The 15921-nt window shown below is 57.8% G+C and carries 15 protein-coding genes; 5 read left to right on the top strand and 10 right to left on the bottom strand.

What is annotated here, in order from left to right:
• The first annotated feature begins 2 nt into the window (after positions 1-2).
• Positions 3-887, top strand: a complete 885-nt coding sequence (locus V6L81_RS02485) for a LysR family transcriptional regulator (protein ID WP_095000685.1) — start codon at positions 3-5, stop codon at positions 885-887.
• A gap of 38 nt (positions 888-925) precedes the next feature.
• On the opposite strand, the gene V6L81_RS02480 is transcribed toward V6L81_RS02485, so the two are convergent.
• Genes V6L81_RS02480 through V6L81_RS02465 form a run of 4 tightly spaced genes read right to left on the bottom strand, consistent with a single transcriptional unit; the run spans position 926 to position 4078 of the window.
• On the bottom strand, positions 926-1672 hold the full coding sequence (locus tag V6L81_RS02480) for a penicillin-binding protein activator LpoB (RefSeq protein WP_095024230.1): 747 nt from the start codon (positions 1670-1672) through the stop codon (positions 926-928).
• Between the two features lie 3 nt (positions 1673-1675).
• Positions 1676-2263 (bottom strand): penicillin-binding protein activator LpoB, encoded by a 588-nt coding sequence (gene lpoB / locus V6L81_RS02475; RefSeq protein WP_095017803.1) that lies wholly within the window; start codon positions 2261-2263, stop codon positions 1676-1678.
• 35 nt (positions 2264-2298) lie between these two features.
• On the bottom strand, positions 2299-2670 hold the full coding sequence (locus tag V6L81_RS02470) for a YcfL family protein (protein WP_095000688.1): 372 nt from the start codon (positions 2668-2670) through the stop codon (positions 2299-2301).
• Between the two features lie 10 nt (positions 2671-2680).
• On the bottom strand, positions 2681-4078 hold the full coding sequence (locus tag V6L81_RS02465; protein WP_095017802.1) for a COG3014 family protein: 1398 nt from the start codon (positions 4076-4078) through the stop codon (positions 2681-2683).
• Positions 4079-4450: 372 nt separating this feature from the next.
• Here V6L81_RS02465 and V6L81_RS02460 point away from each other — a divergent pair, with 372 nt between their 5' ends.
• Both V6L81_RS02460 and V6L81_RS02455 read left to right on the top strand, forming a co-directional pair.
• Entirely contained in the window at positions 4451-6349 is a 1899-nt protein-coding gene (locus V6L81_RS02460) for a cytochrome c/FTR1 family iron permease (protein WP_315262764.1), read from the top strand.
• A 53-nt stretch (positions 6350-6402) separates the two neighbouring features.
• On the top strand, positions 6403-6855 hold the full coding sequence (locus V6L81_RS02455; protein WP_016783011.1) for a YaiI/YqxD family protein: 453 nt from the start codon (positions 6403-6405) through the stop codon (positions 6853-6855).
• On the opposite strand, the gene elbB is transcribed toward V6L81_RS02455, so the two are convergent.
• Positions 6856-7521, bottom strand: coding sequence for an isoprenoid biosynthesis glyoxalase ElbB (gene elbB / locus V6L81_RS02450; RefSeq protein WP_095017800.1), 666 nt, complete (start codon positions 7519-7521; stop codon positions 6856-6858). It abuts the gene before it with no gap.
• A gap of 108 nt (positions 7522-7629) precedes the next feature.
• Here elbB and V6L81_RS02445 point away from each other — a divergent pair, with 108 nt between their 5' ends.
• A complete protein-coding gene (locus V6L81_RS02445) occupies positions 7630-8868 on the top strand; it encodes a sterol desaturase family protein (protein ID WP_150628911.1) in 1239 nt (412 codons plus the stop codon).
• Here V6L81_RS02445 and V6L81_RS02440 read toward each other — a convergent pair.
• A complete protein-coding gene (locus V6L81_RS02440) occupies positions 8846-9466 on the bottom strand; it encodes a DedA family protein (protein ID WP_086799407.1) in 621 nt (206 codons plus the stop codon). The two genes, V6L81_RS02445 and V6L81_RS02440, sit on opposite strands and share 23 nt — an antisense overlap.
• Positions 9467-9920: 454 nt before the next feature.
• Between V6L81_RS02440 and ppk1 the strand changes: the two genes are divergently transcribed.
• Complete coding sequence (gene ppk1 / locus V6L81_RS02435) at positions 9921-12158, top strand: polyphosphate kinase 1 (RefSeq protein ID WP_095000693.1); 2238 nt, start codon at positions 9921-9923, stop codon at positions 12156-12158.
• A 61-nt stretch (positions 12159-12219) separates the two neighbouring features.
• On the opposite strand, the gene ppx is transcribed toward ppk1, so the two are convergent.
• The 4 genes from ppx to V6L81_RS02415 form a co-directional block, all read right to left on the bottom strand.
• Entirely contained in the window at positions 12220-13722 is a 1503-nt protein-coding gene (ppx, locus tag V6L81_RS02430) for an exopolyphosphatase (protein WP_095027094.1), read from the bottom strand.
• Between the two features lie 172 nt (positions 13723-13894).
• Positions 13895-14620, bottom strand: a complete 726-nt coding sequence (locus V6L81_RS02425; RefSeq protein WP_095017798.1) for an amino acid ABC transporter ATP-binding protein — start codon at positions 14618-14620, stop codon at positions 13895-13897.
• Entirely contained in the window at positions 14607-15257 is a 651-nt protein-coding gene (locus V6L81_RS02420) for an amino acid ABC transporter permease (RefSeq protein WP_169916205.1), read from the bottom strand. The genes V6L81_RS02425 and V6L81_RS02420 overlap by 14 nt, the downstream gene beginning before the upstream one ends.
• A complete protein-coding gene (locus tag V6L81_RS02415; RefSeq protein WP_338660457.1) occupies positions 15254-15919 on the bottom strand; it encodes an amino acid ABC transporter permease in 666 nt (221 codons plus the stop codon). The genes V6L81_RS02420 and V6L81_RS02415 overlap by 4 nt, the downstream gene beginning before the upstream one ends.
• Positions 15920-15921 lie beyond the last annotated feature (2 nt).

The raw sequence follows: 15921 nt of genomic DNA, 5'->3' as shown, positions 1-15921 counted from the left end.
CGATGAATCAGTTGCTGGCCATGCGGGCGTTTTGCTGCATCGTCGAGAATCGTGGATTTTCGGCAGCAGCCGAGCAATGGGAAACCACGTCTTCGACATTGTCCCGGCATTTACAGCATCTGGAGGCACAACTCGGTGTGCGGTTGATCAACCGCACAACCCGGCACTTGAGCCTGACTGAGGCAGGGGAGCGCTATCACGCGGCCTGCCTCGACATTTTGCAGCGGCTCGACCAAGCGGCGTTGGCTGTTGCCGACGATGGCAGCGAACCGTCAGGGACTCTGCGTATCAGCGTGCCTTTGGTGATCGGGACGCTGGAGTTGGGCAATTGGTTGCCCGGGTTCCAGCAACGCTACCCCAAGATCCGGGTAGACCTGTCCTGCGAGGACCGTTTTGTTGATCTGGTGGCTGAGCGCTTCGACCTTGCACTGCGCATCAGCGGCCCCCTGGAAGACTCCTCGCTGGTGGCCAAGAAACTGACCGTATCCGATCTGATTCTGGTGGCTGCACCCGGTTATGTCAGTCGCCAAGGCTTGCCACGCCAGGTCGACGAGCTGGCTACCCATCAGTTACTCGGTTTTACGGGGAGCAATGAGTGGCGGTTGAATTCGGCGCGGGCTGATACCGTGGTGGTGGCGCTCAACGGACGTTTCAAAACCGACACCATTACCTCCCTCCACAGCGCCGCGTTGGCCGGTCTGGGCATTGCCGCGTTCACACGGGCGACGGTGCAACAGAACTTGCAAAGCGGCCAGTTGGTACAGATTCTTCCCGACTACAACGCAGGCCAGCGTCATTACTTTGCCCTCTATCCGCACGCCCGCCTTCTGGCCCCCAAAGTGCGTGTTTTTGTCGAGTTCATGGCTCAGCATTACACGTCGGTCTGATCTCGGCTGTTGAGCGACAACTGGCTTGTGCTCAGGGCTCAGCGCAGAATCACCGCAGCTTCATCCTCGGGTAGTCTGTTGAGTGGTGCTGGCGCGCTCTTTGGCGGCTGAGGTGCAATGCCTGTCAGTTGCTCTTGTAGTTGCCGTACCACGTCCTCGCCAAGGGTTGCGGCTACGTCGCGTATAACCTGGGGCCGGTTAAGGGACACTCTGAGATCGTGGCGGTTTGTCAGTTTGATGTCCTCCCCTTTACCCATGGCAGTGAATGCTGAGGTGACCTCAAGGGTACGGGTGTTGATCAGGCTGAAGTCAGCAACCAGCGTCAACCCCAGTATCGCCGAATAACTCCTGGTATTGGCCAGTGCGTTGAGGTCCCGGGTGAAATCAATGTCAGACACCGTGCCAAACAGAACGTAGTCGGCGCCTTTGAAATGACCGGCCTTTATGCGCTTGATGACGTCATAAACATCCGTTTTGTCGCTGGCTTTGTAAGGCGTGGCCTGCACCAGTCGGAACAACCCGGATTTGAGAATCTTTCCTTTGATATCGCCACTGAAATTGCGCAACTCGTTTTGCTGGATGTAGCTGTTGCGGTTCTCGTACGTTTGGTAGCTCGCCGAGCCATTGGCGTTGTACGGGCCGGACTGAAAACGGTTACGTGCAGTGGTTGACTGGACGTATTGCTGTACGCGGGTCTCATAAGCCAGGTCGGTCACGGCTATTTTGGGGGCAGCTTGAACTTCCCAGATACAGAGCAGGCTGATAACGCATATCCAGATACGCATCGCTTAGCGCTCCGTTGTTTTGCGGATTTCTTTGTCGTCCATCCATTCCGCCAGGCCGCTTTCGAGATCGACCAGTTGCAGGTTGAATGTGTAGAAAACATCTTTGAAGTCCTTGCTGCGCTTCACAATCGAGGTAATGGAGCCTTCGAGGCGGTATTTGGCTGCGATCATGTTACCGGTCTTGCTGATCGTCGTTTTTTTGTACAGGCCGCTTTGGTTTTGCAACTGAAGTTGGTCGACCTGGCTTTGCATGTCGGTGTTGTCGCTCGCAAAACGAACGGTGCCAGTTTTCATCAGTTGGGTTTTTATCGACGTTGTTATCTGGCGGGTGTCGATGTACTCGCTGGTTTTGTTTTTCACATCGTAGACCTGCACCACCGGTCTTCCCTGAAGAATGCCGGACTGCGCAAGGGAGCGTGTCATGCTTTCGGCGATCATCTGCAGGTCAGTCGAGCCAAATTCATTGGTGATCAGTTCCACAGCCTTGGTGTCGCCATAAGCTATGTTTTTGCCGCCGATGACTGGCGAAGTGTTGGAACACCCGCTGATCAGAATCAGCATAAGGGCGAGTAATGAAGTGCGTGCAAGCATGGAATAGCTCTCCAGGAGTGACAAAAGTTATGGGTTCAGGGCGTTTTCACTTCCAAACGGAAATCCCTGGCCTGGGGCACTGGTGCAATAGCAGGAATAAAAGTGTTTTGTTTGGCGTACAGGGTGATGGTTTTCCAGCCTTCTTCATTGGCAACGGGAAAACCGTCCTTGCCCAGCCAGGTAAAGCGGTAATAAACCATTCGGTTGTGGCGGCTGGTGTTGGTCATCTGGGCGTTTACGGTCATGAAGCCATTTACACGCGCTACGCGGATCGCTCCGGCAGAGATATGTTTGAACTTGCCCATGACCGTAATCTTGCTTGCTGCACTGTTGGGTTGTGGAGGTGACGGTGTGGCGCAGCCGATCAGTAAAAACAGCGCCAGAGCGCCCGAGAGCAAATATCGCATCGTGGGTTCCTCAGGGTTTTTGTCGGCTTATGAAAGCCAGCGGGGGGGTGACGGGTGTAGTACTGCCAGCGGCGGCATGGTGGAAAACGCGATTACCGATCGTGCGTATCGTGATGACCTGATAGCCGCGTTCGGCCCTTATGCGTATCGGCGTACTGCCCGGGATGTCGGGCAGACTAATTTGATGCTCACCACGGTTGAGGCGTAAACGCACCACATATGTGTTGTCTGCCAGGGTGCGCCAGGTGCGCGTATCCGCGTCTTCCAGAACAGTCGAAGCAACTCCCAGAAGCAGGCCGGCCAGCGGGTTGTCGTCATTGAGTTGTTTTTGTGCGACGCCTCGAGTGACAGCCCGCGCGCTGCTACGCAGGAGGATCCACGGCAGTTCATCGCGCAGGGCGCGACGCGACATGGTCGTGGTGGTGTTAAGCAAGGTGAGGGGATGAAGCTGGCCGTTGACGACGACATGGGTGAGGGGCGTATTGGGGGTGTAAGGCCTGATCACCGGAAATGACAGCGGCGTAATGACGAGGTTGTTGCTGATGGTTAATGGCAGTGGGAGACGTATTGAGTCTCGCGCCGGTGCAAAGCCATTTTGCAGCACTATCAGAACTTCGCTTTCATCGCTGCGGGCCTCTGGTTTGTCCAGGTTCAGCAGGTTTTGCTCGATCAGAGGTGTGTTGGGGCGCAGTTCTGCGGCCTTTCGATAGCCTGGTGCGGCAAGGCTTCGTTCTCCCAAAGCCTCGTAAACAAAGCCCGCCAAATAATGACTAAAGGCGCTCTGATAACTATTTTTCAGCTCCAGTACGTCGGGTGCATCAAGACTTTCCAGCGGGTAGCCACGCAAATCCTTGAGCCGGGCCCGTACTCCCCTGCGTTCTGCTTCCTGCTCACGTTTCAAGTATTCCTTGTCCCGAAGTTCAGTGATCAGGGCTTCGCGTTCATGGGTTTTTTTGATTTCCGTGCGGGCACCTTCGAAATCGTTAAGGTTCAACAGATTCAGAGCCATTTGCGTACTCAACCAGACTTTCTCGTAGTCATGGCCTTCATAGCGGCGGACTTTGTCGTTGACCAGAAAACTGGAGAACTGTGCGAGGTACCTGGCGGTATCGAGCCTGACCGACTCCTCCCAGGCATATATCAATTTGTCAGCGTTGCGCCATGCCTTCTGGCTTGCAGCAAGGTCGCCCTTTGCGCGCAATAACTCGCCTTTTTCCAGGTAGTAGAGAAGGTCTTTGTTCTGGCTGCTGTTGTTTTGTTCGAGCAGGACCAGTGCGCCATCGACATTGCCAGCCGACAACTGCTGGTTGGTGGCTTGCAGTTCGCTGTCATAACTACGAAATACCGAGCATCCAGTCAGTAAGGTGAGCACGCTCAAAATGAGAGCGTTAAGGGCGCGAGCGGTCATGGGTATGAGTGTCCCCGGGCGTCTAAACCATAAATACTTGTCGATACCGCAGAGACCGGGCCCGAGTACGGGTGATCAGTTGTGGTGAAGGATCGGTATTTTTAGCAGCGTCGGCGGAGGGGAAGTAGCCTTAATCAGGGCGTGATGGCTGTGTTTAATCACTTTGGGAAATTGCCTACATTTGTGGCGATAGTTAACCCACAAGCACTTGCAATAAAGGGGCTATCAATCTGCAAGGCTCGCTATGTTTAGCCAGTTCAATCGCAGAATTGCAATTCGCTGATTTACGGCGCGATCGCATACGAGGGCCTTGAGTCGGCGGCCAGTAACGGTAAACAATATGTTACTTCTCATTTCCATCCGGATTGATCGATGACCTCCCGCTCGCGTTTTTTGGCATGGCTATTGTTGCCCGTGCTCGCGTTGTGCAGCCTTGTTGCCTCTGCCAACACCCCGGAAGGCGCCTCACAAGCGCTGCACCTGATTGACTACATTGGTGCTGACTATCCGCCTACAGTTGAAAACGGCAAGGTTATTGATGAGACCGAATACCGCGAGCAACTCGAGTTTCTGGCCGTGCTCAAAGGCCTGCTCGCGGACTTGCCGCAACGCCCTGAGCGTGAGGAGCTGCTGCAAGGCGTGAACGCCCTGCAAAGCGCCATCGAACAGCGTGTAGACGGCACCGCCGTTGCGCATGAAGCACGTCAGTTGGGTGCCAAACTGGCGGTGGCCTACGAGGTCAGCCAGGCCCCCGCCATTACCCCTGACCCTACCCGTGGCGCACCCTTTTATGCCCAGCATTGCTCGGTGTGCCACGGTGAAACCGGCGCCGGTGACGGCCCTGCCAGTGTCGGTATGACGCCGCCGCCTGCGAACCTGCGTGACGCGCAGCGCCTGGACCGGCTGAGCCTCTACGCGATCTACAACACCCTTGGCCTGGGGGTTGAAGGCACCGATATGCCTTCGTTTGCTGATCAGCTGGACGAGCGTCAGCGCTGGGACCTGGCCACCTACATCGCCGGGCTGAGTGCCGACCCGAGTGCCAGCAAGGCAGACAAAACCTACAACCTGGCGGACCTTGCCCGTCAAACCCCGAATGAAGTGCTGGCGGCTGAAGGCCCCGAGGCGACCGCAACGTTCCGTGCCCAGCGGGCGCAGCCGCCGCAAGTCAAACGCGGCCCGGCGCAGCTGCTCGACTACACCAGCGCCACCCTGGATAAAAGCCTTGCGGCTTACCGCACCGGTGACCGTGAGCAAGCCTACGACCTGTCGGTGGCGGCTTATCTGGAAGGTTTTGAACTCGTTGAAAGCTCGCTGGATAACGTTGACGCCAATGTGCGCAAAAACACTGAAAAAGCCCTGATGGCCTATCGGCAATCGCTGCAGGACGGCTTGCCGATCGAGCAGGTCGAGCAGCGACTGGAAGCGGCCAAAGTCTTGCTCAAGGAATCTGCCGGGCTGCTGGGCAGCGATGGCCTGAGCTGGACTTTGAGCTATATCTCCGGCCTGCTGATTTTGCTGCGTGAAGGCCTGGAAGCAATTCTGGTGCTGGCCGCGATTCTGGCTTTCCTGCGCAATACCGGCCAGCAATCGGCGGTGCGCAGTGTCAACGTCGGCTGGGGTCTGGCCCTGGTGGCCGGACTGGCGACCTGGGCGCTGGCGGCCTATGTGATTGACGTCAGCGGTGCCCAGCGTGAACTGCTGGAAGGTTGTACTGCGCTGTTCGCCAGCGTCATGGTGCTGTGGCTGGGCGTATGGATGCACGACCGTCGTCACGCCGCCGCGTGGCAGGATTACATCAAAAGCAGCCTGGTCAGCGGTGGCGGTCGTTTTGGCTTCGCGATACTGGCGTTCTTTTCGGTGTACCGCGAACTGTTCGAAGTGATCCTGTTCTACGAAACCCTGTGGCTGCAAGCCGGCCCGGCGGGCCACAACGCGGTACTGGCGGGCGGCGCCACGGCACTGGTCTTGCTGATGGGCCTGGCGTGGATCATCCTGCGTGGCTCGGCCAAATTGCCATTGGCGCTGTTTTTCAGCATCAACGCGGCTTTGCTCTGCGCCCTGTCGGTGGTATTCGCCGGGCATGGCGTGAAAGCGCTGCAAGAGGCGGGCATCTTTGGCACGCGGCCTGTCGCGTTCTTCGACTTCGACTGGCTGGGTATTCATGCAGATGCGTACTCGCTGAGTGCGCAGGCCGTAGCCATTTTGGCAATTATCGTGTTGTACGGCCGAAGCAAACTGGCGGAAAAGCGTCGGGTGCAGGCTTCTTAAATCCTTATACACCTCCCCTCAGTGGGAGCGGCAACACTCAGGAGTAATTCTCTATGCGTGTCTGGATCGACGCAGACGCCTGCCCCAAGGCGGCAAAGGATCAGGTCATCAAGTTCGCTCTCAAGCGTCAGTTTGAGGTGGTGCTGGTGGCAGGGCAGAGCCAGATCAAACCGACCTACGCCCTGGTCAAACTGATTGTGGTGCCCAGCGGCCCGGATGCGGCGGATGATTATCTGGTGGAGCACGCCGTGCCCGGCGAACTGGTGATTTGCAGCGATGTGCCGTTGGCCGACCGGCTGGTCAAAAAGGGCGTTGCCGCGCTGGACCCGCGCGGCAAGGAGTTTGACCCGCAAAACATGGGCGAGCGCCTGGCGGTGCGTAATCTGTTTACCGATCTGCGCGAGCAAGGCCAGGTCAGCGGCGGGCAGGGTGCCTATGGCGAACGCGACAAGCAGGCGTTCGCCAATGCCCTGGACCGTATCCTGACCCGGCTGGCACGGGGTTGATCAGTTTTTTTGCGTCAGCTCAAGCACGCGGTCAACCATCTTGTTGATCCCTGACGCTGCTTCGCTGATGGATTTGGCGAGCATATAGGCCGGGGTGCTGACCAGCTTGCGGGCCTTGTCCTCGACAATTTCCGACACTTCACACTCTTGGTGGGTGCCACCCATTTTGGTGACGGCTGCAGCGGTATCTGCGTCGGTGCCGATGGTGCAGATCACGCCTGGGCCATAAATCTTGGCGGCAATGGCAGGTGAGATGCACATCAGGCCAATCGGTTTGCCAGCTTCGGCAAAGGCTTCGGCCAGGCTCAGCACATCAGCCTGAACCGAGCACGCAGCACCATCGGTGGCAAAGCTGGAGAGGTTTTTGGCGGCACCAAACCCGCCCGGTATGATCAGGGCGTCAAAATCCTCGACCTTGGCCTCACGAACATCCTTGATCTCGCCCCGGGCAATCCGCGCTGACTCCACCAGTACGTTGCGTGACTCGGGCATTGGCTCGCCGGTCAGGTGGTTGATGACATGCAGTTGTGCAATGTCGGGGGCAAAGCACTGTACTTTGGCGCCGCGCTGGTCCAGGCGTAGCAGGGTGATCACGCTTTCGTGGATCTCGGCGCCGTCATAGACGCCGCAGCCGGAAAGAATCACGGCAACTTTTTTAGTGGTCATGTCGATCTCCTTGTTCATGGCATTAATGTCGCCTGATTTGGCGCTTGATGCCATAGGGTTTCGCAGCAAGTGCGCCTACGCTTGATGGAATACCGCTCGGGGTGTGCCATGAAGCTGATTCTGTATGCCGTACCGTTTTTCTTTGTGCTGATTGCTGTCGAGCTGCTGGCCGACCGCTGGCGCGCAATGCACACCTATCGCCTGGCTGACACTATCAGCAGCCTGAGCGCCGGTGTGCTGTCGACCACCACCGGTTTGCTGACCAAAGGCGTGGGGCTGATCACCTACGCGCTGGCACTGAAATATCTGGCGCTGCTGCAATTGCCCGAAGACAGCCTGTGGGTGTGGCTGTTTGCGTTTGTCTTCTACGATTTTTGCTACTACTGGCACCACCGCCTGGGGCATGAGCGCAACGTGCTCTGGGCCGCGCATTCGGTGCATCATCAGAGCGAAGACTACAACCTGTCCACCGCCCTGCGCCAAACCAGCACCGGGTTTGTGCTTGGTTGGGTCTTTTACCTGCCAATGGCGGTGCTGGGTGTGCCGCTGCCGGTATTTGTCACCGTGGCCACCGTCAACCTGCTCTATCAGTTCTGGGTCCATACCCGCCATGTGCCCAAGCTGGGCTGGTTCGAGTGGTTGTTTGTGACACCTTCCAATCATCGGGCTCACCATGCGCAGAATGCTCTGTATATGGATCGCAATTACGGTGGAGTGTTCATTGTCTGGGACCGTTTGTTCGGCACTTTTCAGGAAGAAGACGACGCCGAACCGGTGATTTTCGGCGTGACCACGCCGCTGCAAAGCTGGAATCCGCTGTGGGCCAACTGGCAGTTCTATGGCCAGTTGCTGGCTGATGCGCAGCGCACCGAGCGCTGGCGGGACAAGCTGCGGATCTGGTTTATGCCCACGGGCTGGCGTCCGGCGGATGTAGCGGCGAAGTACCCGATAAACAAGCCGGACCTGAGCCGGTTTGTAAAATTCGAGGTGCCACTGGCGCGGCGCCAACAGGTGTATATCGCGGCGCAATTTGCAGTTTATCTGGCGCTGGGCAGTTATTTGCTGAATCTGGGCGAGACGTTGTCGCCCCAGGCGCTGATGCTGGGCTGGGGGTATATGGCGTTGGGGCTGTTTGTGCTGGGGGCAGGTCTGGAGAACCGGCCCTGGGCGCTGAAACTTGAGTGGCTGCGCCTGGCGCTCAACCTGCCACTGGTCTGGCTGGCCCCTGTGGCCGGTCTGTGGCCGGCCAGCGCATTGGGCTGGGTCGGCCTGTCCAGTTACACACTGTTGAGCGTGATGGGGCTCTACGTGTGCAGAAACCGTATCACTCGGCTGGCGGGTTGCTGACTTCGGCGTTGCTCTTGTTTTTCTCTTCAAGAGCGGTCTGTCTGGCCAGGCGTGCATTCTTGAAGCGGCGTCGGGCCCACAGGCACAGGCCGATCAGGAGCAAGGCACCGAGCACCCACAGCTCATATTTCTTGACGTTGCCCAGCAAGCCTTCGAGCACGGCGCCAAAGTGATAGGCGGCGGTAGCCAGGGCAATGGCCCAGATAGCCGCACCAATACCGTTGAGCAGCAAATAGCGGCCCGGAGGGTAGCCTGACAGGCCGATTGCCACGGGCATGACGGTACGCAGGCCGTAGACGAAGCGGAAACTCAGGACCCAGATATCCGGGTGCCTGCGAATGTGCTCCAGCGCCTTGTCGCCCATAAGTTGCCAGCGCGGTTTGCGCGCCAACAGTTTGCGGCCGTGCTTGCGCCCCAGGAAGTACCACAGCTGATCTCCGGCATAACTGCCGAGGAATGCCACGATCATGACCAGTTTGAGGTCCATGTATCCGCGGAACGCCAAGAAGCCTGCGAGAACCAGAATGGTCTCACCTTCAAAGAACGTCCCTAGAAACAGGGCGAAGTAGCCGAATTCTTGAAGAAATTGTTGGAGCATTGTCTGGATGCTGGCGAAATGAACGCGCAGCCTACGCCTTAAGGGACGTTCGGGAAAGTATCGAAATGTGACTTTGCGTTAACAAGTCCTACAAATCATGTGTATTTGACCTACATCATTAGCGTTGTCATCTAGTGTTCATGGCGAAGCGTTATAACCATGCGCGCAGGTGATTATTGCTTCGAACCTGTGGGAGCTGGCTTGACTGCGATGGGGTTGACTCAGTCAATCTGAAACTCTGCGGTGTTTGAATCGCGAGCAAGTCCGCTCCCGCAGTGTCTGCGTCGGTTGATCAGGAAACAATTTCGACAAATCGGCCTCTAACCAGTCTCTGGCCCGCATAAAGCGCCCGGGAGCGGTTTAAACCCACAGGCGTTGATGGCATTCTGACAACTTGACTGCTGGTGTCGCTTAACTGTTACGAGAGTCAAACCCGCTCTTACAGGAACATTCAATGAATACCGAAGGACTTGCTGAAATCGTTGCCACTGAAGCTCAGCCGATTGTTGAGCCAGTCCCTGAAACCCCGCCTGAACAGCAAGCCCATGCGCCTGCTGCGGCCGAGTCGCACGCGGCGGTGCATCCGGCGATTGCCGTTCCTGGCCTTGATGACAGCAGCCTGTACATCCATCGTGAGTTGTCGCAATTACAGTTCAACATTCGCGTATTGGAACAAGCGCTGGATGAGTCCTATCCGCTGCTTGAACGCTTGAAGTTTCTGCTGATTTTCTCCAGCAACCTGGATGAGTTTTTCGAAATTCGTGTCGCAGGCCTGAAAAAACAAATCACCTTCGCCCGTGAGCAGGCCGGTGCCGATGGCTTGCAGCCGCATCAGGCGCTGGCCCGTATCAGCGAACTGGTCCACGGCCATGTGGATCGCCAGTACGCGATCCTCAACGACATTCTGTTGCCCGAGCTTGAAAAGCATCAGGTGCGCTTTATCCGTCGCCGGCACTGGAACACCAAGATCAAGGCGTGGGTACGCAAGTTCTTCCGCGACGAAATCGCGCCGATCATCACGCCGATTGGCCTGGACCCGACGCACCCGTTCCCGTTGCTGGTGAACAAGAGCCTGAACTTTATCGTCGAGCTGGAAGGCATCGATGCCTTTGGTCGTGATTCAGGCCTGGCGATCATCCCGGCACCGCGTCTGTTGCCACGCGTGATCAAACTGCCTGAAGACGTGGGTGGGGCAGGCGACAACTATGTGTTCCTGTCGTCGATGATTCACGCCCACGCCGATGACCTGTTTCAAGGCATGAAGGTGAAAGGCTGCTACCAGTTCCGCCTGACCCGTAACGCCGATCTGGCGGTTGATACCGAAGATGTTGAAGACCTGGCCCGTGCGCTGCGTGGCGAGTTGTTCTCGCGTCGATACGGCGATGCCGTACGCCTGGAAGTGGCCGACACATGCCCCAAGCATCTGTCCGACTACCTGCTCAAGCAGTTCAGCCTGCATGAGACCGAGTTGTATCAGGTCAATGGTCCGGTCAACCTGACACGCCTTTTCAGCATCACCAGCCTCGACAGCCACCCTGAGCTGCAATACACGCCGTTTACCCCGGCGATTCCCAAGCTGTTGCAGAACAGCGAGAACATTTTTAGCGTGGTCAGCAAACAGGACATCTTGCTGCTGCACCCGTTTGAGTCGTTTACTCCGGTCGTCGACTTGCTTCGCCAGGCTGCCAAGGATCCGCATGTGCTGGCCGTACGCCAGACCCTGTACCGCAGCGGCGCCAACTCGGAAATCGTTGATGCGCTGGTTGATGCGGCGCGTAACGGTAAAGAAGTGACCGCGGTGATCGAGTTGCGTGCGCGCTTTGACGAAGAGTCCAACCTGCAACTGGCCAGTCGCCTGCAAGCTGCCGGTGCGGTGGTGATCTATGGCGTAGTCGGTTTCAAGACCCACGCCAAGATGATGCTGATTCTGCGCCGTGAGGCGGGGGAGATCGTGCGTTACGCGCATCTGGGTACCGGCAACTACCACGCCGGCAACGCCAAGCTTTACACCGACTACAGCTTGCTGACCTCCGACGACGCGCTGTGTGAAGACGTCGGCAAGTTGTTCAGCCAGTTGATCGGCATGGGCAAGACGCTGCGCATGAAAAAACTGCTGCATGCGCCTTTCACTTTGAAAAAGGGCATGCTGGACATGATTGCCCGTGAGACCCAGTTCGCTGTTGAAGGCAAACCGGCGCATATCATCGCCAAGTTCAACTCGCTGACCGATCCGAAAATCATCCGTGCGCTGTACAAGGCCAGTCAGTCCGGCGTGCGTATTGATCTGGTGGTACGCGGGATGTGCTGCCTGCGTCCCGGGATTGCCGGCGTTTCGCACAATATTCATGTGCGTTCGATCATCGGGCGCTTCCTGGAGCACACACGGGTGTTCTACTTCCTCAATGGCGGCGAGGAGCAGATGTTCCTGTCGAGTGCCGATTGGATGGAGCGCAATCTCGATAAGCGTGTTGAGACGTGCTTCCCGGTCGAGGGTAAAAAGCTGATTCTGCGGGTCAAGAAGGAGCTTGAGTGCTATCTGACGGACAACACCCACAGCTGGAGCCTTCAGTCGGACGGGCGGTATATCCGCAATACGCCAACGGGCAACCAGAACCCGCGCAGTGCGCAAGCCACGCTGCTTGAGCGTCTGAGCCTGCCGGTACTGGCCGTGAGTACCGGGCCATCGGTATAACGCTGTAACGACTGTGGGAGCGAGCCTGCTCGCTCCCACAGTTGGTTTGAGTTGTGCCCGGTCAGGAAACCGTCAGCACAATTCCGACCCGGGTCAGCCATTGCGCTTCTTGTTCGAAGTCAGCCTGGGTCAGCGGGTTCTGTTCCAGCCAGCCGTCGGGGAAGATGACGTCCAGGTGATCGCCCTCGGCGCGCAGCTTCACCTGCGAGGCTTCCTGGTTACCACGGATGTGGTAGAACAGGATCGCAAAGCGCAACAGCACGCACAGGCGAATCAGCTTGATGCCGTCTTCGCCAAATTCGGCGAACTTGTCTTTAGGAATGTTGCGACGATGGCCGCGCACCAGCAGCGCGAGCATTTGCTGGTCTTCGCGTGAGAAACCAGCCAGGTCGGAGTGCTCTATCAAGTAGGCGCCGTGCTTGTGGTAATGATAGTGGGCAATGTCCAGCCCGACTTCATGCACCTTGGCCGCCCAGCTCAGCAGTTCACGCCATACACCGTCCTTGAGGTCCCACGACTTGGCCACTTGATCGAAGGCGCGCAGCGCCTTGCGTTCAACCCGTGCCGCTTGCTCGCGATCGACATGGTAACGGTCCATCAGCGAGCTGAGGGTGCGCTCACGCACGTCTTCGTGGTGATGGCGGCCCAGAAGGTCGTACAGCACGCCTTCGCGCAGGGCGCCGTCACAGTGATCCATACGTTGCAGTTCAAGGGCGTCGAAGATTGCTTCAAGAATCGCCAGCCCGGCCGGGAAGATGGCGCGACGGTCGGGCTTGATGCCTTCGAAGTCGATCTTGTCCGCGTCGCCCAGCTTGAACAGCTTGCGCTTGAGCCAGGACAGGCCTTCGGCGTTTACTTCGCCGTTACCATGACCGCCCGCCTTGAGCGCCAGGCCAATGGCCCGAATGGTACCCGAAGAGCCGATGGCCTCATCCCAGGTCAGGCGGTGCAGGGCGTGCTCGATGCTCATGATTTCGAGACGCGCAGCCGTGTAGGCCTGGGCGTAGCGTGCCGGGGTGATCTTGCCGTCGCGGAAATAGCGCTGGGTAAAGCTGACGCAGCCCATTTGCAGGCTTTCGCGTAGCAGGGGCTCAAAACGCTGGCCAATGATGAACTCGGTACTGCCGCCGCCGATGTCGGCCACCAGGCGTTTGCCCGGCGTGTCGGCGAGGGTGTGGGACACACCCAGGTAGATCAGGCGCGCTTCTTCACGACCGGAAATCACTTCAACGGTGTGACCCAGGATCTCTTCGGCACGCACGATAAACTCGTTGCGGTTGCGCGCCTCGCGCAATGCGTTGGTTCCCACAATACGCACGGCACCCAACGGCATACCGTTGATCAGTTGGGCGAAACGCTTGAGGCAATCGAGCCCGCGCTGCATGGATTCTTCGCTGAGCTTGCGTTCTTCGTCGATGCCGGCAGCTAACTGCACCTTGTCACCAAGACGCTCAAGTATGCGGATTTCGCCGTTCTGGGCCTTGGCCACCACCATGTGAAAGCTGTTAGAACCCAGATCAATGGCGGCGATCAGGGACGGATTCCTTGCTTGGGATTGGGGCATGGTTGAGGGGTCTCGGTCGATAACCCGGCCATCGTGCCACGATCAAAGGCTCGCGCCAACGCGTGATATCACCTGCCTTGATGTGGAGCACGAAAGCAATGAGGTTAGCTGTTATCCGAGGCCTCGTGTTTTCAGGCTCTACGATTCCCGTAGCCTCGTACCTCGTCAGTGACTACAACGTTCCGATGAAATTCGCCAGTTCCGGGGTTTGCGGGTTGGCGAACAGCACTTTGGGGTCACCCACTTCATGCACCTTGCCCTGGTGCATAAACACCAGTTTGTCGCCAACTTCACGGGCAAAACGCATCTCGTGGGTGACCATGATCAGCGTCATGCCTTCACGGGCCAATTGGCGCACCACGCTGAGCACTTCATTGACCAGCTCCGGGTCGAGGGCCGAAGTGATCTCATCACACAACAGCACCTTGGGTGACATGGCCAAAGCCCGGGCAATCGCCACCCGCTGCTGTTGACCGCCCGACAGGCGCTCCGGGAAGGCGTCGAACTTGTCGCCCAGCCCCACCCGTTCCAGCATCTGGCGCGCCAGTTCGGCGGCCTTGGCTTTGGGCACCTTTTGCACCACTTGCGGGGCCAGCATGACGTTTTCGCCCACGCTCAGGTGCGGGAACAGATTGAACTGCTGAAACACCATGCCGACCTTCTGGCGCAGGCTTCGCAAGTCTGCGCGGGCGGCATCCAGGTATTCGTCATCGACCTCAATCACCCCGTCGTTAATGGACTCCAGCCCGTTCAGGGTTCTGAGCAAGGTACTCTTGCCCGAGCCGCTGCGGCCAATGATAGCGACCACCTGGCCCTGTTCGACCGTCAGGTCGATGCCTTTGAGCACGTGGTGGTCGCCGTAGTATTTATGCAGGGCGGTAATTCTAAGCAGAGGCATGCAGTCTCCTTTCCAGATAGCGCGCACTGAGCGACAGGGGGTAGCACAAGAGGAAGTAACCCAGAGCCACCAGGCCATAGACCATGAAAGGCTCGAAGGTGGCATTGGCCAGCATGCTGCCGGTCTTGGTCAATTCGGTGAATCCAATAATCGAGGTCACGGCAGTGCCTTTGATGACCTGCACCGAAAAGCCGACGGTCGGCGCGATGGCGACCCGCAAGGCTTGCGGCAGGATCACGTAGCGCAATTGCTCCAGCGGGCTGAGTGCCAGGCTGGCCGAGGCCTCCCACTGGCCGTGGGCAATCGACTCGACGCAGCCGCGCCAGATCTCGGCCAGGTAGGCACTGGTGAACAATGTCAGCGCCAGGGCCGCGGCCATCCACGGCGAAATATCGATGCCCAGCAGGGCAATGCCAAAGAAGATCAAAAACAGCTGCATCAGCAGGGGCGTACCCTGGAACAGCTCTATATAACCGCGCGCCAGAGTGCGGGCGAAGCGGCTTTTGGAAATGCGCATCAGCAACACCAGCAAGCCGATAAAGCCGCCGCCGATAAACGCAACAAGAGACAGGGCGACTGTCCACTGCAAACCCGTCAGCAAGTTACGCACGATGTCCCAGAACGTGAAATCCATCAGCGACTCCTGCTCAGGTAGCGGCGGCCGAACCAGTTCAGTAACTGGCGGATCAACAAGGCCATGCACAGGTAAATCAGGGTGGTCAGGACGTAGGTTTCGAAGCTGCGAAAATTGCGTGACTGAATGAAATTGGCAAAAAAGCTCAGCTCTTCAGTGGCAATTTGCGAGCAGACCGCCGAGCCGAGCATCACGATGATGATCTGGCTGCTCAGAGCTGGCCAAACCTTGGCCAGCGCCGGTTGCAGGACCACATGGCGGAACGCCTCGAATCGGCTCATGGCCAGTGCCGATGCTGCTTCCAGCTGGCCTTTGGGGATCGCCTGAATACCTGCGCGGATAATTTCCGTGGAATAGGCACCCAGGTTGATCACCATCGCCAGCACCGCGGCCTGCCACTCGCTGATATGCACACCCAGGCCCGGCAAGCCGAAAAAGATAAAAAATAGCTGCACCAGAAACGGCGTGTTGCGGATCAACTCGACATACAACCCGAACAACGCAGCGAAAGGTCGAATATTCCACGTCCGGACCACGGCGCCGACAATCCCCAGGCTGACGCCGAATACTGTGCCGATCGCTGTCAGTTCAAGGGTAAACAGGGCGCCGCGTAATAACAGGTCGCTGTTTTGCAGCACCGGTAAAAAGTCGAACTGATAAGCCATGA

This window comes from Pseudomonas bubulae, from assembly GCF_037023725.1.
Classification (GTDB): Bacteria; Pseudomonadota; Gammaproteobacteria; order Pseudomonadales; family Pseudomonadaceae; genus Aquipseudomonas; species Aquipseudomonas bubulae.
This window is presented reverse-complemented; position numbering and strand designations above follow the sequence as displayed.